Below are 21,220 nucleotides of genomic sequence, written 5' to 3'. Positions count from 1 at the left end.
GCATGCGCATCGGCAACGACCGCCGGCAGGACGACTTCGAGATCAACGTGATCTCGCTGATCGACGTATTGCTCACCCTGCTGATGTTCTTCGTACTCACCACCACCTTCGTCCAGCACACGCGGATGCAGGTGACCCTGCCCAAGGCCAGCGCGGACGAGCGCGACATGCAGGCGCCCGCGCTCACCATCGTGGTGGACCGCGACGGGCACTACTACGTCGGCACCGACGAAGTGCTGGGGCAGGGCATCGAACCGCTCAAGCAGGCCATCGCCAACATCGCCGGCGACGACCGCGAACGCCAGGTGACCATCCGCGCCGACGCCATGACGCCGCACCAGAACGTGGTCACCGCGATGGACGCGCTCGGCCAGCTCGGCTTTACCAAGCTGTCCATCGCCACCACGCCGACCCAGGCGGGCTCGCGCTAAATGGGCGCCGAAACAGCGGGCGCCGACGTCATGGGCGCGAACCGGTGAGCAACAAGAAAGCCTCCGTGTGGGACGCCGAGACCTGGCGGACCTACAAGCGCCTGCTCGGCTATACCCGCCGCTACTGGGTGGTGGGCCTGGTCTCGCTGGTCGGCATGGCGCTGGAGAGCGGCTGCCTCGCCGCGTTCACCAAGCTGCTGCGGCCGATGATCGACGAGCTGTTCGCGCACAAGGACGCCTACCTGATCTTCTGGATGCCGATCTGGATCATCGGGCTGTTCGTGCTGCGCGGCGTGGCCATCGTGCTGAACGACTACGGCATTGCCTATATCGGCCGCAACGTGGTGCAGAACATCCGCCGCGACGTGTTCGACGCCTATCTGCGCCTGCCGGCGGCCTTCTTCGGCAGCGAGCATTCCGGCCAGCAGGTGTCGCGCATCACCTACACCAGCGAACAGGTGGCGCAGGCTTCCACCGACGCGGTGAAGGTGGCGGTCACGGAAGGGCTGATGATCGTCGGCATGATGTACGTGATGCTCTCGACCAGCGCCTACCTCACCATGGCGCTGCTGATCATGGTGCCGGCGGTGGTGCTGATCGTCACCGTGGTCAGCCGGCGCTACCGCACCATCAGCAAGCGCATCCAGGGCACCATGGGTTCGGTCACCGGCACGGTGGAGGAATCCGTCGGCGCCCATCGCGAGGTGCGCATCTACGGCGGCCAGAAGCGCGAAGCCGAGCGCTTCGAGCAGGTCACCGAGCATTCCAAGCGGCTGAACCTGAAAGTCGCGGTGACCAGCGCGTTCTCCAGCGCCACCATCCAGACCGCGGCGGCGTTCGCGCTGGCCCTGCTGGTATACCTGGGCACGCGGCCGAACGTGATCGACAGCATCTCGCCCGGCGTGTTCATCACCGTGCTCACCTCGATGGGCGGCATGCTGCCTTCGCTCAAGCGCCTCACCGGCGTGCAGGCCAGCGTGCAGCGCGGCGTGGCCGCCTGCGAAGACCTGTTCGGCATCATCGACCTGCCGCCGGAAGTGGACACCGGCACCCGCGTGCTGGAGCGCACCCGCGGCGACATCGTGTTCAACGACGTGCGCCTCACCTATGCGCGCAACGATTTCGAAGCGCTGCGCGGCGTCGACCTGCACTGCCGCCCCGGCACGGTCACCGCCCTGGTCGGCCGCTCCGGCAGCGGCAAGAGCAGCCTGGTCAGCCTGCTGCCGCGCTTCTACGAACCCAGTGCCGGCACCATCGACCTGGACGGCCACGACTACGCCAGCTACACCCTGGCCTCGCTGCGCCGGCAGATCGCCTGGGTGGGGCAGAGCGTGGTGCTGTTCGACGGCAGCGTGGCGGAGAACATCGCCTACGGCGAGCTGGAAGGCGCCAGCGAGAAGGACATCGTCGCCGCGGCCGAGGCGGCCAATGCGATGGAATTCATCCAGCGCCTGCCCAAGGGCATCCACAGCCAGATCGGCCAGGCCGGCAACATGCTTTCCGGCGGCCAGCGCCAGCGCATCGCCATCGCCCGCGCGATCCTGAAGAATGCGCCGATCCTGGTGCTGGACGAGGCGACCAGCGCGCTGGATACCGAATCCGAGCGGCTGATCCAGCAGGCGCTGCAGCGCCTGATGCGCGACCGCACCACCCTGGTGATCGCGCACCGCCTGTCCACCATCGAGCACGCCGACCAGATCGCGGTGATGGACCAGGGCCGCATCGTCGAGCGCGGCACGCACGCGGAGCTGCTCGCCCTGAGCGGCCACTACGCCGCGCTGCACCGCATGCAGTTCCACGACAAGGCGAGCGACTGAGGCCGCCGTGGCGCTGGCCGACACGCTAGCCGCGGCCTGGTACGGCAAGGGCACGGCGCCGTGGTGGACCGCGCCGCTGGCGGGGCTGTACGGCGGCGTCACGCGGCTGCGCCGACGCCTCTATCGAAGCGGCCTGTGGTCCAGCGTGCGCTTGCCGGTACCGGTACTCGTGGTCGGCAACGTCAGCGTCGGCGGCACCGGCAAGACGCCGTTGACCATCGCGCTGGCCGAAGCGCTGCGTTTGCGCGGTTTCCGTCCGGGCGTGGTGAGCCGCGGTTATGGCGGCACCGAACAAGGACCGCTTCTGCTCGGCGACAAGCCGGACCCTGCGCGCTTCGGCGACGAACCCTGCCTGATCCACGCCGCCGGCACGCCCGTGGCGGTAGGCCGCGACCGCCCCGCGGCAGCGCGCCTCTTGATCGACGCCGGCTGCGACGCGATTCTTGCCGACGACGGCCTGCAGCACTATCGCCTGCGCCGCGACGTGGAAATCTGCGTGATCGACGGCGCCCGCCGCTTCGGCAACCGGCGCTTGCTGCCGGCCGGCCCGCTGCGCGAACCGCTGGCGCGCCTGGGCGAAGTGGATTTCCGCGTCTGCAACGGCGGCAGCGCCGAAGCGGGCGAAGTGCCGATGCGCCTCGAAGGCGGCACGGCGCGCGCCTTGCGCGATGGCGTCACCCAATCGTTGGATGCGTTCCGCAGCCAGCGCGTGCATGCGGTGGCCGGCATCGGCAACCCCGAACGCTTCTTCGAAGACCTGCGCGCGCGCGGCATCGAAGTGGTGCCGCATCCTTTCCCCGACCACCACGCCTACGTTTCCGGCGAACTGGATTTCGGCGACGGCGCTGCGGTGCTGATGACCGAGAAGGACGCGGTGAAATGCGCGGCGTTGGCGCCTGCGCAGGCGTGGGTCGTGTCGGTGCGGGCCGTGCTGCCCCAGGCGTTCTTCGATGCGGTGGCCGAGAAGCTGGTGGCGGCCCGTCGCAGCTGATCCGCAACGGCAATCCACCGGTCGCGATACCTCTCAGCCGTCATTCCGGCCTGTGCCGGAATGACAGCACGGCGGCCGCGATTTCACCGTCGTGCAAAAAAACGCGGCCGGTGTCGCCACCGGCCGCGCTCTTCGAACCGCATGCGCCGCGCTTACTGCACGCGCACCACGTTGCCGTCCTGGTCCACCTGCACGATGTCGCCCTCGCGGATCGCGCTGGCGTCCGGCACGGTGACGTTGGTGTAGCCGCCGTCGCCCATGCGCAGGCGCAGCGTGAAGCTTTCGCTGCTGCCGCCGCGGCCGATGCGGTTGCCGGCGAAGCCGCCGCCCACCGCGCCGAGCACGGTCGCCGCCTTGCGGCCGTTGCCCTTGCCGACCTGGTTGCCTAGCACGCCGCCGGCGACCGCGCCGATGATCGCGCCGGCGGTGCCGTGGTCGGCGCCCTGGGTGACGGTGCGCTCGATCGACTCGACCGTGCCGCACTGCGTGCAGCGCAGGAAGATGCCGTCGCGGCGGATCAGCACGTTGCCGTTGAGCTGGCCGGCGGCATCGACCGCCGGACGGCGGCTGGTGCTGGAGGACTGCGCGGCGGCGCCCATGGAAGCGAAGGCGAGGGCGGCTGCCAGGGGCAGGATGAGGAGCTGCTTGGTGTTCATTGGATTCTCCCGGTGTAGTGAGGCCCGCACAGTCTATTCGGATCAGCTGAACCATCGGCCAGGTATTGTCTCTATCATGTGCAATCTGCCGGCGCCGTCCGCGTGCCAGGCCTGTTTTTCGAAGGGAGTTCCCATGAGCCTGATCCTAGTCCCGGTGTCCTACGGTGAGCTGATCGACAAGATCACCATCCTGGAGATCAAGTCCAAGCAGATGACCGACCCGGCCAAGCTGGCCAACGTGCGCAACGAGCTGGATCAGCTCAATACCACCTGGGCCGCCCATCCGGCCGCGGCCACCGACATCGGCGACGAGCGCGCCCGCCTGCTGGCGGTCAACGAAACGCTGTGGGATATCGAAGACCGCATCCGCCTGAAGGAAAAGGCCCAGGCTTTCGACCAGGAGTTCATCGAGCTGGCGCGCGCGGTGTACTTCCGCAACGACGAGCGCGCGGCGGTGAAGCGCGAGATCAACCTGAAGCTGGGCTCGCAGCTGGTGGAAGAGAAGTCGTACAAAGACTACAAGGCCGGCTGACGGCCTACCGCCGTCATTCCGGCGCAGGCCGGAATCCAGTGACGGAGCGCTTCATGGAGTGAGTGACTCCAAGCTGCCGCTCTTGAACGTTCTGGCGACCATCGAGCCTTGTCGCTACTGGATTCCGGCCTGCGCCGGAATGACGAGCAAAAAAAGCCGGCCCGCTATCCCTCAGGCGCCGAGCGTCGCCGCATAAGCCTCGAACCGCTCGATCACGTCGTCGACCTCGATCAGGTCCATCACGCCCGCGTATTCGATCTTGCTGCCCCAGGGAATCTCGCTGGCCGGCTTGCCCAGGTATTTGCGCGCGGCCGCGTCGTACTTGTTCACGCACCAGCGGCGGTCGGAATAGGGGCCCGAGCGGTCCGGGTTGCTTGCCGCATGCAGGCCCAGCACCTTGCAGCCCACCGTATTGGCCATGTGCATCGGGCCGGAATCCGGGGTGAGCAGCAGCGAGGCGCGCGCCAGCATCGCCAGCAGGCGCTTGAGCGTGTCCTTGCCGGTCAGGTCGGTATGCGGCAGGCGGCAGGCGGCCAGCACGGCGTCGGCCATGCTGCGCTCGCCCGGCGAGGGGCCGCCGATCAGCATGACGCGCCAGCCGCGCTGCGCGGCATGGTCCATCACCGCGGCATAGCGCTCCGGGCGCCAGTTGCGCAGCGCGTGGCTGGAGGTGGGGCTGACCAGCAGCACCGGCGCGCCCGGCGGCAGCTGTTCGGCCGCCCAGGCGAGCGCTTCTTCCGGCAGGGGAATATCCCAGCGAACCTCGGTCTGCTGCAGCCCCAGCGGCTCGCAGAAGCTGCCGATCGCCTCCAGCACGTGTTCGCCGGTGCGCGCCGGAATGCGCTCGTTGATGACCAGCCCATGCAGGTCCTTGGCGCGCGCCTTGTCGTAGCCCACGCGGCGTTTCGCCTTGATGCCCAGGCTGAGCAGGTTGGAGCGCATCGCCACCTGCATCTGCAGCAGCGCGTCGAAGCGGCGGCCGCGCAGGGCCTCATGCACCGCGCGCATGCCGGCCCAGCCGGCGCCCTTGTCGAAGGTGACGAAGTCCACGCCGGGCAGGTCGCCGACCAGGCGGCGCTCCAGCTTGCCGACGATCCAGGTCAGCTCCACCTGCGGCCAGGCCCTGCGCAAGGTGTGCACCAGCGGCACGACATGGGTGACGTCGCCGATGGCCGAAGTGCGCAGCAGGCAGATGGAGGTGGGAGCAGGCATGGCGTGGGCTAGAATCAATGATTATCGGATGGGGTGCCGGGTCGCACATGATGGCGCAAGAGCAGGTCCGGACGAAGGCGGGCGGGGCGATTCTGTTCGACCCCACGGTTTCGTCACAAGTCGACGATGACTGGTTCATGCCTAGCCACTGGCGCGAACTGGGCGCCTTGCGCATGCAGACCGGCGGGCGCGGCGGCGTCGCCCTGGTCGGCACGCCGGCGGGCGAGGGCGTGCTGCGCCACTATCGCCGCGGCGGCATGGTGGCCCGGTTCCTGGGCGACCGCTATGTGTGGACCGGCGCCGACCGCACGCGCAGCTTCGCCGAATTCCGCCTGCTCGCCGCGATGGCGCGCGAAGGCCTGCCGGTGCCCGAGCCGATCGCCGCGCGCTACCGGCGCCACGGCCCGTTCTATACCGCCGATCTGATCACCCGCCACGTCCCTTCCGCGCGCACGCTGGCCGAATGCCTGGCCTGGGGCAGCCTCGACGCCGCCCTGGCCGAGCGCACCGGCGACATGATCGCGCGCTTCCACCGCGCCGGCGTGTGGCATGCCGATCTCAACGCGCACAACATCCTGGTGGCGGAGCCGGGCCTGTACCTGATCGATTTCGACCGCGGCGAGCGGCGTGCGCCGGCCGAAGCCTGGCGCACGGCCAACCTGCAGCGCCTGCGCCGTTCGCTGCTCAAGCTGGGCGCGGGCGCCGAAAGCGAGGCGGTGTTTGAGAAGACCGTGTGGCAGCCGCTGGCGCAAAGCTACGCCGCGGCGTTCGGCGTCGGCGGCGACGCGCCATGAGCCTGGTTTGCCTGCGCGAGGAAGCGGCCGCATGAACTGGAACCTGCATTTCCTGGGCGTCGGCGCCGCGCACGCGGTGGAGCTGGGCTCTTCCGCCGCGGTACTGGAGCGCGACGGCGCGCCGCTGCTGCTGATCGACTGCGGGCCGGACACGCTGGACCGCTACGTGGCCGCCTACGGCGACGTGCCGCCGGCGCTGTTCATCACGCACACGCATATGGACCACGTCGGCGGCATGGAGCGGCTGTTCTTCCGCCTGTGGTTCGACGAAGCGCGGCGCGGGCGCACCAGGCTGTTCGTGCATGCGGCGCTGATGAGCTGGCTGCAGGCGCGGGTGGCGGACTATCCCGGCGTGCTGGCCGAGGGCGGGGTGAATTTCTGGGAGGCGTTCCAGCTGATTCCCTGCCATCGCGGTTTCTGGCTGGACGGGCAGTGGTTCGACGTATTTCCCACCCGCCACCACCTGCCGCAGACCTCGTTCGGCCTCGCCCTGGGCGGCAGCTTCGCCTATACCGGCGACACGCGGCCGGTGCCGGAGATGCTGGCGCGCTACGCGGCCGGCACCGAGCTGGTGGCGCACGACTGCGGCCTGGTCGGCAATCCCTCGCATACCGGCATCGACGATATCGAGCGCGAATACCCGCAGGCCCTGCGCGGCCGCCTGCGCCTGTACCACTACGGCAGCGCCGCCGACGGTGCGGCGCTGGCCGCCCGCGGCTATGCCATCGCCGCCGCTGGCGAGCGGATCGCGCTGCCGCCGCCGGCGGCGCCACGGCCGGATGCCGGTTGAGGCAGCGCTTGAGGCGGCTTGTCTGGATCGGGGCCTGCCGCTATGATTTCCCCTCTTTGCCGGGCTGGAATGCCCGGCAAGGCGATTTCACCATCGCGGAGAGGTGTCCGAGTGGTTGAAGGAGCACGCCTGGAAAGTGTGTATACGGCTTATCCCCGTATCGCGGGTTCGAATCCCGCCCTCTCCGCCAGTGAAATCGCATGACGGTCCGCGCCTGGCGCAACCGTCGACCAGGGCGACCAGCCCACCGTCTATGGTGACCCCGTCGGTCCCCCCGCGACGATAGTTCGTAAATCCCGCCAGGCCCGGAAGGGAGCAACGGTAGCGAATGATTCGGGTGCCGGGGTGTGGCTGGCGGGGTCGCCGCCTTTTCGGGCTCCGCCACGCGCATTCGCGCCGCCTCCCGTACCGACGTGCCGCAAGCGACCGTGCTGACTTGCCGTAGGCGACTTGGCACAATCGGACGTCGCCCCAAGTTAGTATCCCGCCACTTCATTCCCGTCCTCGCTGCGCAGCTCCAAAGGGCCGCGCCAGCCCGGCGTCCAGCAGGTTTCCAACGCATGTCCTATCAGGTACTCGCGCGCAAATGGCGCCCCCGCAAGTTCGCCGAACTGGTCGGGCAGGAGCATGTGGTGCGCGCGCTCACCAATGCGCTCGATACCGGCCGCATGCACCACGCCTACCTGTTCACCGGCACGCGCGGCGTGGGCAAGACCACCATCGCGCGCATCTTCGCCAAGTCGCTCAACTGCGAGCGCGGCGAGTCGGCCGATCCCTGCGGCGAGTGCGCGGTGTGCACCGCGGTGGACGCCGGCCGCTTCGTCGACCTGCTGGAGATCGACGCGGCCAGCAACACCGGCGTGGACGACGTGCGCGAAGTGATCGAGAACGCGCAGTACGCGCCGGCGCGCGGACGCTTCAAGGTGTACCTGGTGGACGAGGTGCACATGCTGTCCAAGCCGGCCTTCAACGCGCTGCTCAAGACGCTGGAAGAGCCGCCGCCGCACGTGAAGTTCCTGCTCGCCACCACCGACCCGCAGAAGCTGCCGGTGACGGTGCTGTCGCGCTGCCTCAAGTTCAATCTCAAGCGCCTGCTGCCGGAACAGATCTCCGGGCAGATGCGCCACATCCTCGGCGCCGAAGCCATCGCTTACGAAGACGGCGCCATCGTCGAGCTGGCCCGCGCCGCCGACGGTTCGCTGCGCGACGGCCTGTCGCTGCTGGACCAGGCCATCGCCTACGGCGGCGGCGCGCTCAAGCTGGACGACGTGCGCGCCATGCTGGGCAGCGTCGCGCGCGGCCAGGTGCTGGGCGTGCTCGAGGCGCTCGCTGCGGGCGACGGCGACCAGCTGATGGCCGAATGCGCGCGCATCGCCTCGTTCTCGCCGGATTTCGGCGGCGTGCTCGACGACCTCGCCGCCGTGCTGCATCGCCTGCAGCTGTTGCAGCTGGTGCCGGGCTATCGCCCCGAAGGCGACGGCGGCGACGAAGCCGCGCTCGCCGCGCTGGCGGAGCGTCTGGGTCCGGAAGACGTGCAGCTGTACTACCAGATCGCCATCGGCGGCCGCCGCGACCTCGCGCTGGCACCGGATGCGCGCACCGGTTTCGAGATGGCGCTGCTGCGCATGCTGGCGTTCCGCCCGGCGGGCGAGGGCGAGCCGGCGCGCGCCGAGCGTCCGGCCGTTGCCGCGCCGCGTCCCGCCGCCGCGCCCGCACCGGCGCGCTCCGCGCCGCCGATGTCCGCGCCTGCGCTGGAACGCCCGGCGCCGCGCGCCGCCGAAGCACCCGCGCCGCGCATCGAACCCGCAGCCGTGCCGGCGCCCGCGCCGCGCGCCGCACCCGCGCTCGACGCGCGCGGCCTGCCGCACTGGGACAGCCTGATCGAACAGGCCAGCCTGCGCGGCCCGATGGGCCAGCTCGCGCAGAACGCCACCTTGCGCGACCGCGAAGGCTCGACCCTGGTGCTGGCGCTGCAGCCGATGTACATGCACCTGGCGGTGGAGCCGATGGTCGGCCAGATGGAAGAGCGCATCAGCCAGGCGCTGGGCGAACGCATCCGCCTGCGCTTCGTCGACGACCGCTCCAGCGGCGCCGAAACGCCCGCCGCGCGCGCGGCCCATGCGCGCTCGGCCGCGCAGTCGGCCGCCGAACAATCGATCGAGGAAGACCCGCTGGTGCAGTCGCTGCGCAAGGAATTCGGCGCGCGCGTGCTGCCGCAGTCGGTCAAGCCGTTTGAACCCTGATACACCTAAGCCTTCGGAGTACGCGTCATGAGAGGACAGATCGGCCAGCTGATGCAGCAGGCGCAGCGCATGCAGGAAGAAATGAAGCGCGCGCAGGAAGAGATCGCCAAGCTGGAAGTCACCGGCAGTTCCGGCGGCGGCCTGGTCACCGTGGTGATGAGCGGCGCGCATGAAGTGCGCCGCGTGCAGATCGACCGCAAGCTGTTCGCGGACGACCCCGAGATGGCCGAGGACCTGGTCGCCGCGGCGATCAACGACGCCGTCAACAAAGTGGGCGAGGCCAGCAAGAACAAGCTCGGCGGCGTCACCTCCGGCATGAACCTGCCGCCCGGTTTCAAGCTGCCGTTCTAAGCCACGTGAGCAAACTCCTCACCGATTTGATCGAAGCCCTGCGCTGCCTGCCCGGCGTGGGCGGCAAGAGCGCCCAGCGCATGGCCTTCCATCTGCTGGAGCGCGAACGCGAGCGCGGCCTGCGCCTGGCCCAGGTGCTGGAGCAGGCCATGCAGCGCATCGGTAACTGCACGCGCTGCCGCAATTTCAGCGAGGAGCCGGTGTGTTCCCTCTGCGCCAGCAGCAGCCGCGACCGGCAGGTGCTGTGCGTGGTGGAGTCGCCCACCGAGCTGGCGGCGATCGAACAGGCCACCGGCTACCGCGGCCAGTACTTCGTGCTGCTGGGCCGGCTGTCGCCGCTGGACGGGCTGGGGCCGGAAGAACTGGGCCTGGACCTGCTCACCGAGCGGCTGGCCGAAGGCGAGATCGAGGAAATGGTGATCGCCACCAATCCCACCGTGGAAGGCGAAGCCACCGCGCATTACCTGGCGCAGCTGGCGCGCGCGGCCAAGGTCAAGCCGACGCGGCTGGCGCACGGCGTGCCGCTGGGCGGCGAGCTGGAATACGTCGACCGCAGCACCCTGGCGCATGCCTTCGGCAGCCGCCAGACGCTGGGCTGAAACCATCACAGAAGGAAGCCTGAGCATGGCCGATACGATTTTCGGAAAGATCATCCGGCGCGACATCCCCGCCGACATCGTCTACGAAGACGAGGACGTGCTGGCCTTCCGCGACCTCAACCCGCAGGCGCCGGTGCACGTGCTGTTCGTACCCAAGCGCGCGATCGCCTCGCTGGACGAAGCCCAGCCCGGCGACGCCGAACTGCTGGGCAAGCTGCTGCTGGCCGCGGCCGCGTATGCGCGCGAGCAGGGCCTGGCGAAGGACGGCTACCGCACGGTGATCAATTGCAACGAGCACGGCGGGCAGACGGTGTTTCATCTGCACGTGCATCTGCTGGCGGGACGGCGCATGCATTGGCCGCCGGGCTGAGCCGCGCGCGACGAGGCACAAAAAAACGCCGGCCCAGGGGCCGGCGTTTTTAGTTTGGACGTCTGGCTTACTTGCCCCGCGGCACCGCGCGCGGCACCACGATCACCCGCGGCTGGTACCAGAACGGGTCGCCCCACGGACCCCAGCCCGGGCCCCAGTACGGACCGAAGCCCGGACCCCAGAACGGGTCGTAGTAGCCCGGCGGGTAGCGCACGGCGACGCGCTTGGGCCACAGGTAGACCACGTCGGCCTCGACGCGCGGATAGGCGTAGTCGTACTCGCCCACCTTCTGCGACACGGTGCCGTGCAGGGTGCCGGTGACGGTGAGCTCGCGGCCGCGCGAGAACACCTCCGGATCGTAGAAGCCCGAACGGCAGGCCACGAAGCGGCCCTGGCTGTCGTTGTCGGTGGCCATCTTCGGCCGGGCTTCGCTGTCCAGCGGACGCGAGAGCAGGAAGAAGCAGGTTTCCTGCGGGCCGGGTTCGGTCTTGATGATCTCGCCGCCCCAGCGGACCTTGCTGCCGCCGGCGCCGCCTTGCTGCGCCTGGGCCGTGGTGATTTCGGTATAGGTGCCCTGCAACGGCTGGGGGATGGTTGCGCAGGCCGCCAGCGTAGCCGTCACGGCTGCGGTAGCGAGGAACTTGTAGGTGGACATGACCGCTTTCTCCATGATCGGGCGGATCTTCCGTGATCCGAAACATTCAGTCGTTCGGTTCATTTGACCACGTGTCGGGGTCTGAATTCCCGCACCGCCCGGCGGAACCGTCGCAGGGGATCGGGCGGCGGGGTTTGATGGGCATAGCGCAGGTCGAGGTAGCTCCTCATCAGTTGGTCCAGCTGCGCGCGCTGGCCGGGCAGGGCCCGGGCCGCGCGCTGCAGGTAATGCTGCGGGCCCTCGCTGCTCCTGCGCGCCACGCCGGCCAAAGCCAGCTTGCGCTCCAGCGTGCGCAGCGCGGCCCGCAGGGGGTCTTCGTCGCGCCGCCGCCACAGGGCCCAGGCCAGGCCGAGCAGGGCGAACGCCACGCTGCTGGCCGCCAGCAGCACGCTCAGGGTCATCGTATCCGTGTTGCGGACGCCGAATGGCGTGAGGAGCCCGCGTTGCCTGAGTGCGTCGAAGCCGATAACGCCTTCGCTCCACCAATGGTTGACGACGTCCCAGCGGTTGCGCAGGTCGCGCAGCCAGGCCGCGCCCTGCCATTCGGACTGGCCCGCGGCGGCGGCGGCCGCCGCGGCGCCCAGGCTGACCCGCTCCGGCCGCACCGCGGCGGTGGGGTCGATGCGCACCCAGCCGCGGCCGTCCAGCCATACCTCGCTCCAGGCATGCGCGTCGGACTGGCGCACCAGCAGGTACTGGCCGAGCTTGTTCCAGTAGCCGCCCTGGTAGCCGGTGACGACGCGCGCCGGCACGCCGGCGGCGCGCATCAGCACGGTGAAGGCCGAGGCGTAGTGTTCGCAGAATCCTTCGTGGGTGCCGAACAGGAAATCGTCCACCGCGTCGCGGCCCAGCGGCGCGGGCGCCAGGGTGTAGCTGAAGCCGCCGTCGTGGAACAGCGACAGCGCCGCGGCCACGATGGCCGCATCGCGGGTGCCGTAGGCCTGCTTCCACTGCGCCGCCAGCGCCAGCGCGCGCGGATTGAAACCCTCGGGCAGCTGCAGCGCGCGACGCCGCGCAAAGTCGTCCAGCTCCGGCTGCAGGCGGTAGCGCACGGCCGAGCGCAGTTCGTAGGTAAGCGGATCCTGCACCGGCTTGCTGCTGGTGATGTCGTGGTCGCTGCCCAGGGTGGCATTCGGCGGTGCTTCCAACGGCACGTCCAGCGCCGGCAGCACGCGCTGGCTGGTCGGTTCCAGCGCGATGCGGTAGCCGATGCTGTCGATGGCTTCGACCGGCACCGGCGCACGGCCGCTCGGCACGCTGTTCCAGCGGCGGCCGTCGTAATGCCACATCACATAGGCGCGGAAATAGCGCTGCTCCGGTGCGGGCACGCCCTGGTCGAAGCTGGCGCGCAGGGCGGGGCGGTCGTCGGTAAGCAAGTCGACGAAATCGCCCGGGGACATCCCATCGCTCAAGCCCGTGCGCGCCTGCCCCGACGGCGGCGCGCCCCACAGCGGCGATTCCAGCCGCGGCACCAGCACGAAGGCCAGCAGCGACAACGGCAGTGCCGCGGCGAGCAGGCCCAGCGCCGGCAGCAGTTCGCGCGGCAGGCTGGTGGGCAGGCGCGCCGGCTGCAGCGCGCGCAGGCTGGCGACCGCCGGCAGCAGGCCCAGTGCCACCACGAAGGTGGCGACCATGCCCTGGTCCGACAGCAGCGCGGCCATCAAGGTGAAGCAGGCGAAGGCCACGGCGACCTTGGCGTCGCGCGCCGTCTCGGTCTCCAGCAGCTTCAGCACCAGCAGGCCTACGGCCAGCGCGGAGCCGGGCTCGCGTCCGAAGATGTTGCCGTAGTGGAAGATCACCGTGGCCGCGAGCATTACCACCAGCGGCAGCTTCAGATAGGCCGGCGCGCGCCCCGGCTTGCGGCGGCGCTGCCACCAGCGCAGTGCCAGCACCGCCATCAGGGCGGCATCCAGCCAGGGCGGCAGATGGATGGCGTGCAGCACCAGCACCACCGCGGCGGTGAGGCAGAGCAGGTCGAAGACGCGCGTATCGAGCGGCGCCTCGTCGCGCTTGCGGCGGAACAGGCCGAACGTTTTCGCTTCCGCGTTGTTCGATGCCGGGCTCATGGCAGCTTCGCCAGCGCATTCATGCAGCGCGCGTAATGCGCGGGGCCGGCGCCATGGCCGATCTCCTCGCCGGGCAGCCACAGGCTGGACGGCACGCCGCGGGCCTCGGCCTCGCCCAGCCAGCGGGCCAGGCGGGAGATGCGCGATTCGCTGTCCAGGTGCTTCAGGTCGCGCCAGTCCAGCCGCCATTCCAGGCGCGGGCGCGGCTGCTCGAAATCCTTCACCAGCAGGCCTTCATGCCGCGCGCTGGCTTTCCAGGCGATGCGCCGCTGCGAATCGCCCGCGCGGTAGTCGCGCAGCGCGGCGAGGTCGTCGCCGTGATGCAGCCGCTGATGGGTGGGGTCGTCGGTGGGCGAGCGCGGCGGCGGTCCTTCCGCTTCCGGGCGCGGCCATACCAGCACCGACATGTCCGGATACAGCCAGCTCCACGCGCGGAACAAGCCGAGCGGCCAGCTGGTCCACAGCTGGATGCGCGGCAGCTGCTGCCAGCCGCGGCGGTCGGTCTGCAGCGCGATCTCCACCGGCAGCTGCTGATGCGCACGGACCGCGAAGGCCTGCATCCGGCCGTCCATTTCCATGCGGATCGCCTGGCGCGCGCGCACGCCGGCATCCACGTGCAATTGCAGGGTCAGCGCTTCGCCAGCGGTGGCGTGGCCGGCCTGGATCGCGGTGAGGCGCAGGCCGTCGAGCGCGCGGAATGCCACCAGCATGCTCGCCGTGCACGCCGCGGCCAGCATGCAGGTGAGCAGCAGGGCGGCGTTGTTGGCGTAGTTGAGCGCGCCGGCCAGCATGATCATCAGCAGCACGCCGAACGCCGCGCCCAGCCCGCTGGGCACGATATAGATGCGGCGCCGGTGCAGTTCGACCGGCAGGCTTTCCGGACGGCGGTAGCGGGTGAGTGCCGGCAGCCGGCGCTCGGCCCATTGCTGAAAGCGGCGGTAGGTGTCGGCCACGCCCATGGCCATCAATCCACCGCCACCTCGGCAAGCAGCTGGCGCGCGAGCGCGTCGCCGTTGGCGCCGCGGGCGGGTACCAGGCGGTGGCCGGCCAGCGGCACGAACAGTGCCTGGATGTCTTCCGGCAGCACGTGCCCGCGGCCGGACAGCATGGCCCAGGTGCGCGAAGCATTGAGCAGGGCCAGGCCGGCGCGCGGCGACAGGCCCACGCGGATTTCCGCATGGCGGCGGCTGGCGGCCAGCAGCGCCTGCAGGTAGTCGAGCAGGGCCGGGCTGGCGGTGATCGCCTGCGCCTGGCGATGCAGGGTGGACAGCGCGGGGCCGTCCAGCTTGGGGCTGAGCTGGGCCAGCAGGTCGCGGCGGTCGCTGCCGGTGAGCAGGGCGCGTTCGGCGGCGGCGTCGGGATAGTCCAGCGAGACGCGCAGCATGAAGCGGTCCAGCTGCGAATCCGGCAGCGGGAAGGTGCCGGCCAGGTCCAGCGGATTCTGCGTGGCCACCACGAAGAACGGCTGCGGCAAGGTGTGCGTCTGGCCGTCCACGGTGACCTGGCCCTCGGCCATCGCCTCGAGCAGCGCGCTCTGCGTCTTCGGCGTGGCGCGGTTGATCTCGTCGGCCAGCAGCAGGCCGGTGAAGATCGGGCCGGGGTGGAAACGGAACTGGCCGGTCTCGCGCTCGTAGACGCTCACCCCGATAATGTCCGACGGCAACAGGTCGCTGGTGAACTGCACGCGCTGGAAGTCCAGCGCAAAACTTGCGGCGAGCGCATGCGCGAGGGTGGTCTTGCCCACGCCCGGCACGTCTTCCAGCAGCAGGTGGCCGCCGGCGATCAGGCAGGTGAAAGCCAGCTTGACCTGGCGCGGCTTGCCGAGCAGCACCTGGTTGACCTGCGCCATGGCGGCGTCGAGGCGGGAGTGCAGGGCGTCATCGTGGAGTGGAGTGATCGCGGACATGGCAACGCGCAGAGGGATGAGATGGGGCAGGGCATGAGCCATGCATGATCGCGGCAGTGTAGCCCCGGGCCTCGCGCGCTGGCGAGGCGCGTTTCTCATTGCCTTTCTTGTGCTGCTTGGGGCACGTATTGCGGTCGCCGCGCAACTGGCGCCGTTCGGCGACGAGGCGTTCTATTGGCAGGAGAGCCGGCATCCGGCCTGGGGCTACAGCGACCTGCCGCCGTTCACCGCGTGGATGATCCGCCTCGGCGAAGCGCTGGCCGGCCATGGCGTGCTCGGCATGCGCTGGCCGTTCCTGCTGGTGGGCAGTGCGCTGCCGTGGCTGGTGGTCGCGTTCGCCCGCCGCGCTTTCGATGCGCGCGCCGGCTGGCAGGCCGGCCTGCTGTGCCTGGCGCTGCCGCTGGCCGGCACGCTGGGCGTGATGGCGGTGCCGGACGTGCCGCTGACGGTGGCCAGCATGCTGGCCCTGTTCGCGCTGCTGCGCGCCATGCAGGACGACCGCCTGCGCGACTGGCTGCTGCTCGGCGCGGCGCTGGCCGTGTGCTGGCTGACGCACTACCGCGCGGTGATGCCGATGCTGGCCGGGCTGGGCCTGCTGCTGCTGACGCCGCGCGGACGCCTGCAATGGCGCCGGCCGGGATTCTGGATCGCGCTGGTGCTGTCGCTGCTGGGGCTGATTCCGCTGGCGGTTTCCAACTGGCAGCAGCGCGGCGCGGGCCTGGCGTTCCAGGTGGTGGAGCGCAATCCGTGGAGCTTCCATGCCGATGCGCTGGTGCAGCCGCTGGAACAGGCCGCCGCATGTACGCCGCTGCTGTACGGCCTGCTGCTGTGGGCGGCGTGGCGTAGCTGGCGGCGGCGCGGCGAAGGGGCGCCGTGGGATCTGATCGCGATCGCTTCGCTGTGCTTCGTGCTGCTGTATTTCGTACTCGGCCTGTTTGCCGACGACGAGCGTTTCCGCGCGCACTGGCCGCTGCCGGGTTATCTGCCGCTGCTGGGCGCCTTGCCGGTGTTGCTGCGGCCATTGTGGGGAAGGCGCTGGATCCGGTGGGTCACCATCGCGGCGGTGGGCATGGCGCTGTTCGGGCATTTGAGCGGACTGGCCTATCTGGGCATGGCGGCGAGCGAGCGCGGCGCGACGGCGCTGGCCGGCGTCAAGGCATTTCCTGCGCGCTTCGTGGGCTGGCGCGAGAGCGGCGATGCAGCGCGCGCTTTGCTCGCTGCGCATCCGGGTGTGCTGGTGGCCGACAATTTCATGCTGGCTTCGGAGCTCGAATTCCAGCTCGACGGCGCGGTGCCGGTGTATGCGCTGGACAGTCCGCTCAATACCAAGCACGGGCGCGCGCCGCAGCTCGCGGTATGGCATCGCGACGAAGCCGCGCTGCGCCAGGCGCAGGCCGGTGCACCGATGCTGCTGGCGGTCGACGAAACCTCGCTGCGTATCCGCGAGCGTTCCGACTGGCTCGGTTCGCTGTGCAAGCGCATCGATAATCCGCAACCGCTGCAACGGCTGGATCTGTTCGACGGACGCAAGCGCATCGCTTTCTATGCCGGGCGCGTGCCGGTGGCGGGATCGGCGCCAGTGGCGCCGGGCAACTGCGTGATCTGGCGCGAAGGTGCCGCGTCGTTCCGTTAGGGCAGCGCGACGCCGGCCGTGCGCAGCAGCCGCGCGAGCGCGATCAGCGGCAGGCCGATCAGGGCGGACGGGTCTTCGTTGTCGATGCGCTCGAACAGGCTGATGCCCAGCCCTTCGCATTTGAAACTGCCGGCGCAGTCCAGCGGCTGTTCGCGTTCGACGTAGCGGGCGATTTCATCCGCGCCCAGCACGCGGAACTGCACGCGGGTGCGGTCGACATGCACGTGCCGCTCGCCGCTGCGCGTATCGAACAGGCACAGCGCGGTGTGGAACTGCACGCTGCGGCCGGAACTGGCGGCCAGCTGTTCGCGGGCGAGCTCTGGCGTGCCGGGTTTGTCCAGCATCCGTCCGTCCAGTTCGGCGACCTGGTCCGAACCGATCACCAGCGCGTTGTGCAGCCCCTGCGCGCAGGCTTCGGCCTTGGCCACGGCCAGGCGCAGGGCGCGGGCGTCCGGGGCTTCGCCGGGCAGGGCGGTTTCGTCGGTGCCGGGGGCGCGCTGTTCGAACTCCGGGCAGAGCCGGCGCAGCAGGTCGGCGCGGTAGCGCGAGGTGGAACCCAGCACCAGGCGGGGCGGGCTCATGCTTGAGGATCGCGCTGGATGTGCTCGCGCATGGCGTCGTCCAGCGCGTGCTGCGCGTCGTTCAGCGCTTCCAGCAGGGGCGCCAGGCGGCTGCGCGTCTCGGCCATCGCCGCGACGGCCTGGTTGAGCTGGTCCTGGGTGGCGTGGGGCGCCTGGTCGCGGATCCAGATGCGCTGCTGCAGCAGGGAGCGCAGGCCGGCCTCGATCGCCTGGCGGGCTTCCTGTTCGCTGGCGGCGGGCTTGTCCGGATTGAGCGACATCACCGCATGGGCCTGCTGCAGGCCGGCGCGGCAGGTCTTCAGGTCCGCTTCCAGCCGGTCGGCCACGTCGAGCAGCTCGTGCAGGCTGTCCGAGCGGCGGTTGCCGCGGCGCCGCAGCCAGAGGCTGCCGCCCGTGACGATCACGGCGAATACGAAGAAGGTGGCCAGGCCGTACGTCAGGAGGTCATTCACGTGAGACGGAGCGGCTCGGCGGCGTGGGAGGGCGCAGTCTGCCGCATGGGGCCCGTTCAGGCAAAACGCCCGGACGGACTTGAAGCACAATAATGAAGCCGGGCAGCCTATGTGGCCGCCGCGCCCGGCCAGGTAAACAAGATGTTGACTTGGACCGGCCGCAAACCTATGATTTCGCGATTATGTCCGTGACACTGCCAGAGTCCGTGGACGCTTGGCGCATGGTCTCGGCGCGGCGTTCGTTCAAGGGAGCCTTGCCCATCGCCGCCATGCGGCGCCTGAGCGAAGCCCTCGCCGGTACCGAAGGCGAGGCCCGGTTCGAGCTGGATTTCGGTCGTGACGAGTTCGACAACGCGTACCTCGACGTACGCGTCGAAGCGCCGCTCGCCGTGATCTGTCAGCGTTCCCTGGAGCCCTTCGTGCTCCCGGTGAATGTGGATACCCGGCTCGGCCTGATCCGTTTCGAGCGCGAAGAAGCAGCCTTGCCTCCGGGCAGCGAGCCGCTCCTGATCGCCGAGGACGGCAAGCTGGCCCTCGCGGACGTGATCGAAGACGAATTGCTGTTGGCGCTGCCGCTGATCCCGGTCAATCCGGACAGCACGCTGCCCGACGATGTAGTGCCCCCATCGCCCGAAGAGGATTCGGTCGAGGGACGTTCCGATAACCCGTTCGCGATCCTGCGCGAACTCAAGAAATAACGCTTAGCTGGAGACTCGCCATGGCCGTTGCCAAGAGCCGCAAGACCCCGTCCACCCGCGGCATGCGTCGTTCGCACGATGCGCTGAAGACCGTGCAGCTCGCCACCGATCCGACCAGCGGCGAAGTGCATCGTCGCCACCACGTCACCAAGGATGGCTACTACCGCGGCAAGAAGGTCATCGACACCAATACTTCGGTGGTCGAAGAGGACTGAGCGCTCCCGCGGGGGCTTTACGCTCCTAAAGGATCCGGTTCTGCAAGGCGGCGCGGTGACGCGCCGCTTTGCGTTTAGGCGCTCACGAACGTAACTTTGCGGTCTTGGTGCGGGCAGTCTCCCAGCGTGGGCGGCGCTCCGTGCCGTTTCCCACGGACAGTCCATGGCCCAGATCTATTCCCGCATCATCGCCACCGGCAGCGCGCTGCCGGAGCGTGTCGTCACCAATGCCGACCTGGAGAAGTTCGTCGATACCAGCGACGAATGGATCCGCGAACGCACCGGCATCCGCCAGCGCCACATCGCCGCCGACGGCGAGACCACCGGCGACCTGGCCACCCAGGCCGCGCAGCGCGCGCTGGAGGCGGCGGGCGTGAAGGCCTCCGAGCTCGACCTGATCGTGATGGGCACCACCACGCCCGACATCATCTTCCCGTCCACCGCCTGCCTGGTGCAGCACCGGCTGGGCGCGAACGGCTGCGCGGCGTTCGACGTCAATGCGGCCTGCTCGGGCTTCGTCTATGCGCTGGGCGTGGCCGACAAGTTCATCCGCAGCGGCCACTCCAAGAAGGTGCTGGTGATCGGCGCCGAAACGCTCACCCGCATGCTGGACTGGGACGACCGCACCACCTGCGTGCTGTTCGGCGACGGCGCCGGCGCCGTGGTGCTGGAGGCTTCCTCGGAGCCCGGCATCTACGCCACCTGCCTGCATGCCGACGGCGGCCACAAGGAGCTGCTGTACAACCCGGTCGGCGTGTCGGTCGGCTTCAAGGCCGACGAGAAGAACCACGGCGTGCTGGTGCGCATGGCCGGCCGCGAAGTGTTCAAGGTCGCGGTGAAGACGCTGGACGCGCTGGTCGAGGAAACCCTCGGCGCCGCCGGCATGGACGCGTCCGAGCTGGACTGGCTGATCCCGCACCAGGCCAATTTGCGCATCATCGAAGCCACCGCCAAGCGCCTGGCCATGCCGATGGACAAGGTCATCGTCACGGTGGACAAGCACGCCAACACCTCGGCCGGCTCGGTGCCGCTGGCGCTGGACTACGCGGTGCGCTCGGGCAAGGTGCAGCGCGGCCAGAACCTGCTGCTGGAAGCGTTCGGCGGCGGCTTCACCTGGGCCTCGGCACTGCTGCGCTACTGAGGCTTCCCGCGAAACGTTTCAAGCGCATGCCGCCTCCGGGCGGCATGCGCATTTCAGGGGTGCCGCCACCGGAATACGGCTGCGTACGGCCGGCGTTGCTGGCACCATTCCGCTTTTCCCCGACGGAATCCGTTCCTGCATGACTCAGCACGCTGCCTCGCTCGCATTCGTCTTCCCCGGCCAGGGCTCGCAATCCGTGGGCATGCTGGCGGAACTGGCCGCCGCCCATGCGGAAGTGCAGGCCGCTTTCGACGAGGCCTCGCAGGGCGCCGGCGTCGACCTGTGGGCGCTGAGCCAGCAGGGACCGGAAGAAGCCTTGAACCGCACCGAGAACACCCAGCCCGCGCTGCTGGCCGCCAGCGTTGCCGTGTGGCGCGTGTGGCGCAAGCTCGGCGGCGCGCTGCCGGCGCAGCTGTCCGGGCATAGCCTGGGCGAATACAGCGCCCTGGTCTGCGCCGGCGCGCTGTCGCTGCACGACGCGGCCGCCCTGGTCGCCGAGCGTGGCCGCCTGATGCAGGCCGCGGTGCCGCCGGGCGTGGGCGCGATGGCCGCCGTCCTGGGCGGCGACGACGCGCAGATCGCGGCCGTCTGCGAGGAAGTGGCGCAGGGCCAGGTGGTGTCGCCGGCCAACTTCAATTCGCCGGGCCAGCTGGTCATCGCCGGCCACGCCGAAGCGGTGGACCGCGCGCTGGCGCGCCTGGCCGAACTGGGCGTGAAGAAGACCATCAAGCTCGCCGTGTCGGTGCCGTCGCACTGCGCGCTGATGAGCGACGCCGCCGACCAGCTCGGCGAGCGCATGGCGAAGCTGGACTGGCAGCTGCCGTCCATTCCGGTGATCCAGAACGCCGAGGCGCGCGCCTATGGCCAGCTCGAGGACATCCGCGCCGCGCTGCAGCGCCAGCTCTACCTGCCGGTGCGCTGGACCGAATGCGTGCAGGCGCTGGCCGCCGGCGGTGCCGTCCGGGCGGCCGAATGCGGCCCGGGCAAGGTGCTGGCCGGCCTGATCAAGCGCATCGACAAGAGCGTGGAAGCGCGCGCCATCGGCACCCCGGCCGAACTCGACGCCGCGCGCGCCGAGTGGGCCTGA

At 69.7% G+C, this 21,220-nt stretch carries 23 protein-coding genes, 1 tRNA gene and 1 other RNA gene; 17 read left to right on the top strand and 8 right to left on the bottom strand.

The window, feature by feature from the left end; all coding sequences use genetic code 11:
- Positions 1 to 2: 2 nt before the first annotated feature.
- From FHW85_RS05175 to lpxK, 3 genes are read left to right on the top strand one after another with little or no spacing between them, the layout of a single operon-like run.
- Positions 3 to 431 (top strand): biopolymer transporter ExbD, encoded by a 429-nt coding sequence (locus FHW85_RS05175; protein ID WP_167257629.1) that lies wholly within the window; start codon positions 3 to 5, stop codon positions 429 to 431.
- Between the two features lie 44 nt (positions 432 to 475).
- Entirely contained in the window at positions 476 to 2,248 is a 1,773-nt protein-coding gene (gene msbA / locus FHW85_RS05170; protein ID WP_167257630.1) for a lipid A export permease/ATP-binding protein MsbA, read from the top strand.
- Between the two features lie 7 nt (positions 2,249 to 2,255).
- Positions 2,256 to 3,239 carry a tetraacyldisaccharide 4'-kinase gene (lpxK, locus tag FHW85_RS05165; protein ID WP_168647573.1) on the top strand — a complete coding sequence of 328 codons (984 nt, stop codon included), beginning with the start codon at positions 2,256 to 2,258 and terminating at the stop codon, positions 3,237 to 3,239.
- 152 nt (positions 3,240 to 3,391) lie between these two features.
- Here the strand turns inward: lpxK and FHW85_RS22465 are convergent, their stop codons facing one another.
- Complete coding sequence (locus tag FHW85_RS22465; RefSeq protein WP_279589784.1) at positions 3,392 to 3,895, bottom strand: glycine zipper 2TM domain-containing protein; 504 nt, start codon at positions 3,893 to 3,895, stop codon at positions 3,392 to 3,394.
- A gap of 133 nt (positions 3,896 to 4,028) precedes the next feature.
- On the opposite strand from FHW85_RS22465, the gene FHW85_RS05155 reads away from it, so the two are divergent.
- Positions 4,029 to 4,427 carry a DUF6165 family protein gene (locus FHW85_RS05155; protein ID WP_167257576.1) on the top strand — a complete coding sequence of 133 codons (399 nt, stop codon included), beginning with the start codon at positions 4,029 to 4,031 and terminating at the stop codon, positions 4,425 to 4,427.
- 171 nt (positions 4,428 to 4,598) lie between these two features.
- Here the strand turns inward: FHW85_RS05155 and FHW85_RS05150 are convergent, their stop codons facing one another.
- Positions 4,599 to 5,639 (bottom strand): glycosyltransferase family 9 protein, encoded by a 1,041-nt coding sequence (locus tag FHW85_RS05150; protein WP_167257577.1) that lies wholly within the window; start codon positions 5,637 to 5,639, stop codon positions 4,599 to 4,601.
- Between the two features lie 47 nt (positions 5,640 to 5,686).
- On the opposite strand from FHW85_RS05150, the gene FHW85_RS05145 reads away from it, so the two are divergent.
- The 8 genes from FHW85_RS05145 (at position 5,687) to FHW85_RS05110 (ending at position 10,786) form a co-directional block, all read left to right on the top strand.
- On the top strand, positions 5,687 to 6,433 hold the full coding sequence (locus FHW85_RS05145; protein WP_167257578.1) for a 3-deoxy-D-manno-octulosonic acid kinase: 747 nt from the start codon (positions 5,687 to 5,689) through the stop codon (positions 6,431 to 6,433).
- Between the two features lie 31 nt (positions 6,434 to 6,464).
- Entirely contained in the window at positions 6,465 to 7,223 is a 759-nt protein-coding gene (locus FHW85_RS05140) for an MBL fold metallo-hydrolase (RefSeq protein ID WP_167257579.1), read from the top strand.
- Positions 7,224 to 7,320: 97 nt separating this feature from the next.
- Positions 7,321 to 7,413: transfer RNA gene (locus FHW85_RS05135), tRNA-Ser, on the top strand.
- Between the two features lie 73 nt (positions 7,414 to 7,486).
- An RNA gene (gene ffs, locus FHW85_RS05130) (signal recognition particle sRNA small type) lies at positions 7,487 to 7,583 on the top strand.
- A 200-nt stretch (positions 7,584 to 7,783) separates the two neighbouring features.
- Complete coding sequence (gene dnaX, locus FHW85_RS05125) at positions 7,784 to 9,466, top strand: DNA polymerase III subunit gamma/tau (protein ID WP_168647572.1); 1,683 nt, start codon at positions 7,784 to 7,786, stop codon at positions 9,464 to 9,466.
- A 27-nt stretch (positions 9,467 to 9,493) separates the two neighbouring features.
- Complete coding sequence (locus FHW85_RS05120) at positions 9,494 to 9,817, top strand: YbaB/EbfC family nucleoid-associated protein (protein WP_167257581.1); 324 nt, start codon at positions 9,494 to 9,496, stop codon at positions 9,815 to 9,817.
- A 5-nt stretch (positions 9,818 to 9,822) separates the two neighbouring features.
- Complete coding sequence (gene recR, locus FHW85_RS05115) at positions 9,823 to 10,416, top strand: recombination mediator RecR (RefSeq protein WP_167257582.1); 594 nt, start codon at positions 9,823 to 9,825, stop codon at positions 10,414 to 10,416.
- Between the two features lie 25 nt (positions 10,417 to 10,441).
- Positions 10,442 to 10,786 (top strand): histidine triad nucleotide-binding protein, encoded by a 345-nt coding sequence (locus FHW85_RS05110; RefSeq protein WP_168647571.1) that lies wholly within the window; start codon positions 10,442 to 10,444, stop codon positions 10,784 to 10,786.
- Between the two features lie 67 nt (positions 10,787 to 10,853).
- Here the strand turns inward: FHW85_RS05110 and FHW85_RS05105 are convergent, their stop codons facing one another.
- From FHW85_RS05105 to FHW85_RS05090, 4 genes are read right to left on the bottom strand one after another with little or no spacing between them, the layout of a single operon-like run.
- Positions 10,854 to 11,441: a Slp/YeaY family lipoprotein gene (locus tag FHW85_RS05105; RefSeq protein WP_167257584.1), complete on the bottom strand. Its 588-nt coding sequence runs from the start codon at positions 11,439 to 11,441 to the stop codon at positions 10,854 to 10,856.
- A gap of 59 nt (positions 11,442 to 11,500) precedes the next feature.
- Positions 11,501 to 13,507, bottom strand: coding sequence for a DUF3488 and transglutaminase-like domain-containing protein (locus tag FHW85_RS05100; RefSeq protein ID WP_168647570.1), 2,007 nt, complete (start codon positions 13,505 to 13,507; stop codon positions 11,501 to 11,503).
- Entirely contained in the window at positions 13,504 to 14,460 is a 957-nt protein-coding gene (locus FHW85_RS05095; RefSeq protein ID WP_168647709.1) for a DUF58 domain-containing protein, read from the bottom strand. Before FHW85_RS05095 ends, FHW85_RS05100 begins: the two co-directional genes overlap by 4 nt.
- 11 nt (positions 14,461 to 14,471) lie before the next feature.
- A complete protein-coding gene (locus FHW85_RS05090; protein WP_167257586.1) occupies positions 14,472 to 15,413 on the bottom strand; it encodes a MoxR family ATPase in 942 nt (313 codons plus the stop codon).
- Between the two features lie 40 nt (positions 15,414 to 15,453).
- Between FHW85_RS05090 and FHW85_RS05085 the strand changes: the two genes are divergently transcribed.
- Positions 15,454 to 17,046 (top strand): glycosyltransferase family 39 protein, encoded by a 1,593-nt coding sequence (locus FHW85_RS05085; RefSeq protein WP_168647569.1) that lies wholly within the window; start codon positions 15,454 to 15,456, stop codon positions 17,044 to 17,046.
- On the opposite strand, the gene FHW85_RS05080 is transcribed toward FHW85_RS05085, so the two are convergent.
- Both FHW85_RS05080 and FHW85_RS05075 read right to left on the bottom strand, forming a co-directional pair.
- Entirely contained in the window at positions 17,043 to 17,627 is a 585-nt protein-coding gene (locus tag FHW85_RS05080; protein ID WP_168647568.1) for a Maf family nucleotide pyrophosphatase, read from the bottom strand. The two genes, FHW85_RS05085 and FHW85_RS05080, sit on opposite strands and share 4 nt — an antisense overlap.
- A complete protein-coding gene (locus FHW85_RS05075; protein ID WP_343203626.1) occupies positions 17,624 to 18,031 on the bottom strand; it encodes a hypothetical protein in 408 nt (135 codons plus the stop codon). Before FHW85_RS05075 ends, FHW85_RS05080 begins: the two co-directional genes overlap by 4 nt.
- Before the next feature lie 269 nt (positions 18,032 to 18,300).
- Between FHW85_RS05075 and FHW85_RS05070 the strand changes: the two genes are divergently transcribed.
- The 4 genes from FHW85_RS05070 to fabD all read left to right on the top strand — a co-directional run bounded on the left by FHW85_RS05070 (position 18,301) and on the right by fabD (position 21,220).
- Positions 18,301 to 18,777: a YceD family protein gene (locus tag FHW85_RS05070; RefSeq protein ID WP_167257633.1), complete on the top strand. Its 477-nt coding sequence runs from the start codon at positions 18,301 to 18,303 to the stop codon at positions 18,775 to 18,777.
- Between the two features lie 20 nt (positions 18,778 to 18,797).
- Complete coding sequence (rpmF, locus tag FHW85_RS05065; RefSeq protein ID WP_026634454.1) at positions 18,798 to 18,992, top strand: 50S ribosomal protein L32; 195 nt, start codon at positions 18,798 to 18,800, stop codon at positions 18,990 to 18,992.
- Positions 18,993 to 19,155: 163 nt separating this feature from the next.
- Positions 19,156 to 20,133: a beta-ketoacyl-ACP synthase III gene (locus FHW85_RS05060; RefSeq protein WP_167257589.1), complete on the top strand. Its 978-nt coding sequence runs from the start codon at positions 19,156 to 19,158 to the stop codon at positions 20,131 to 20,133.
- A 139-nt stretch (positions 20,134 to 20,272) separates the two neighbouring features.
- Entirely contained in the window at positions 20,273 to 21,220 is a 948-nt protein-coding gene (gene fabD / locus FHW85_RS05055; RefSeq protein ID WP_167257590.1) for an ACP S-malonyltransferase, read from the top strand.

This window comes from Dyella sp. SG609 (genome assembly GCF_012275375.1).
Lineage (GTDB): Bacteria > Pseudomonadota > Gammaproteobacteria > Xanthomonadales > Rhodanobacteraceae > Dyella_D > Dyella_D marensis.
Note: the sequence above shows the minus strand (reverse complement) of the source record. Positions and strands in the feature narration are given on the sequence as shown.

What these genes read in the sequence shown, in the direction of transcription:
- FHW85_RS05105 (WP_167257584.1), bottom strand. Translation starts at nt 11,441, where the DNA reads ATGTCCACCTACAAGTTCCTCGCTACCGCAGCCGTGACGGCTACGCTG.
- FHW85_RS05120 (WP_167257581.1), top strand. Translation starts at nt 9,494, where the DNA reads ATGAGAGGACAGATCGGCCAGCTGATGCAGCAGGCGCAGCGCATGCAG.
- FHW85_RS05070 (WP_167257633.1), top strand. Translation starts at nt 18,301, where the DNA reads ATGGTCTCGGCGCGGCGTTCGTTCAAGGGAGCCTTGCCCATCGCCGCC.
- FHW85_RS22465 (WP_279589784.1), bottom strand. Translation starts at nt 3,895, where the DNA reads ATGAACACCAAGCAGCTCCTCATCCTGCCCCTGGCAGCCGCCCTCGCC.
- FHW85_RS05090 (WP_167257586.1), bottom strand. Translation starts at nt 15,413, where the DNA reads ATGTCCGCGATCACTCCACTCCACGATGACGCCCTGCACTCCCGCCTC.
- FHW85_RS05085 (WP_168647569.1), top strand. Translation starts at nt 15,454, where the DNA reads ATGCATGATCGCGGCAGTGTAGCCCCGGGCCTCGCGCGCTGGCGAGGC.
- fabD (WP_167257590.1), top strand. Translation starts at nt 20,273, where the DNA reads ATGACTCAGCACGCTGCCTCGCTCGCATTCGTCTTCCCCGGCCAGGGC.
- FHW85_RS05100 (WP_168647570.1), bottom strand. Translation starts at nt 13,507, where the DNA reads ATGAGCCCGGCATCGAACAACGCGGAAGCGAAAACGTTCGGCCTGTTC.
- FHW85_RS05080 (WP_168647568.1), bottom strand. Translation starts at nt 17,627, where the DNA reads ATGAGCCCGCCCCGCCTGGTGCTGGGTTCCACCTCGCGCTACCGCGCC.
- FHW85_RS05140 (WP_167257579.1), top strand. Translation starts at nt 6,465, where the DNA reads ATGAACTGGAACCTGCATTTCCTGGGCGTCGGCGCCGCGCACGCGGTG.
- FHW85_RS05145 (WP_167257578.1), top strand. Translation starts at nt 5,687, where the DNA reads ATGATGGCGCAAGAGCAGGTCCGGACGAAGGCGGGCGGGGCGATTCTG.
- FHW85_RS05110 (WP_168647571.1), top strand. Translation starts at nt 10,442, where the DNA reads ATGGCCGATACGATTTTCGGAAAGATCATCCGGCGCGACATCCCCGCC.
- FHW85_RS05060 (WP_167257589.1), top strand. Translation starts at nt 19,156, where the DNA reads ATGGCCCAGATCTATTCCCGCATCATCGCCACCGGCAGCGCGCTGCCG.
- rpmF (WP_026634454.1), top strand. Translation starts at nt 18,798, where the DNA reads ATGGCCGTTGCCAAGAGCCGCAAGACCCCGTCCACCCGCGGCATGCGT.
- FHW85_RS05150 (WP_167257577.1), bottom strand. Translation starts at nt 5,639, where the DNA reads ATGCCTGCTCCCACCTCCATCTGCCTGCTGCGCACTTCGGCCATCGGC.
- FHW85_RS05155 (WP_167257576.1), top strand. Translation starts at nt 4,029, where the DNA reads ATGAGCCTGATCCTAGTCCCGGTGTCCTACGGTGAGCTGATCGACAAG.
- FHW85_RS05175 (WP_167257629.1), top strand. Translation starts at nt 3, where the DNA reads ATGCGCATCGGCAACGACCGCCGGCAGGACGACTTCGAGATCAACGTG.
- dnaX (WP_168647572.1), top strand. Translation starts at nt 7,784, where the DNA reads ATGTCCTATCAGGTACTCGCGCGCAAATGGCGCCCCCGCAAGTTCGCC.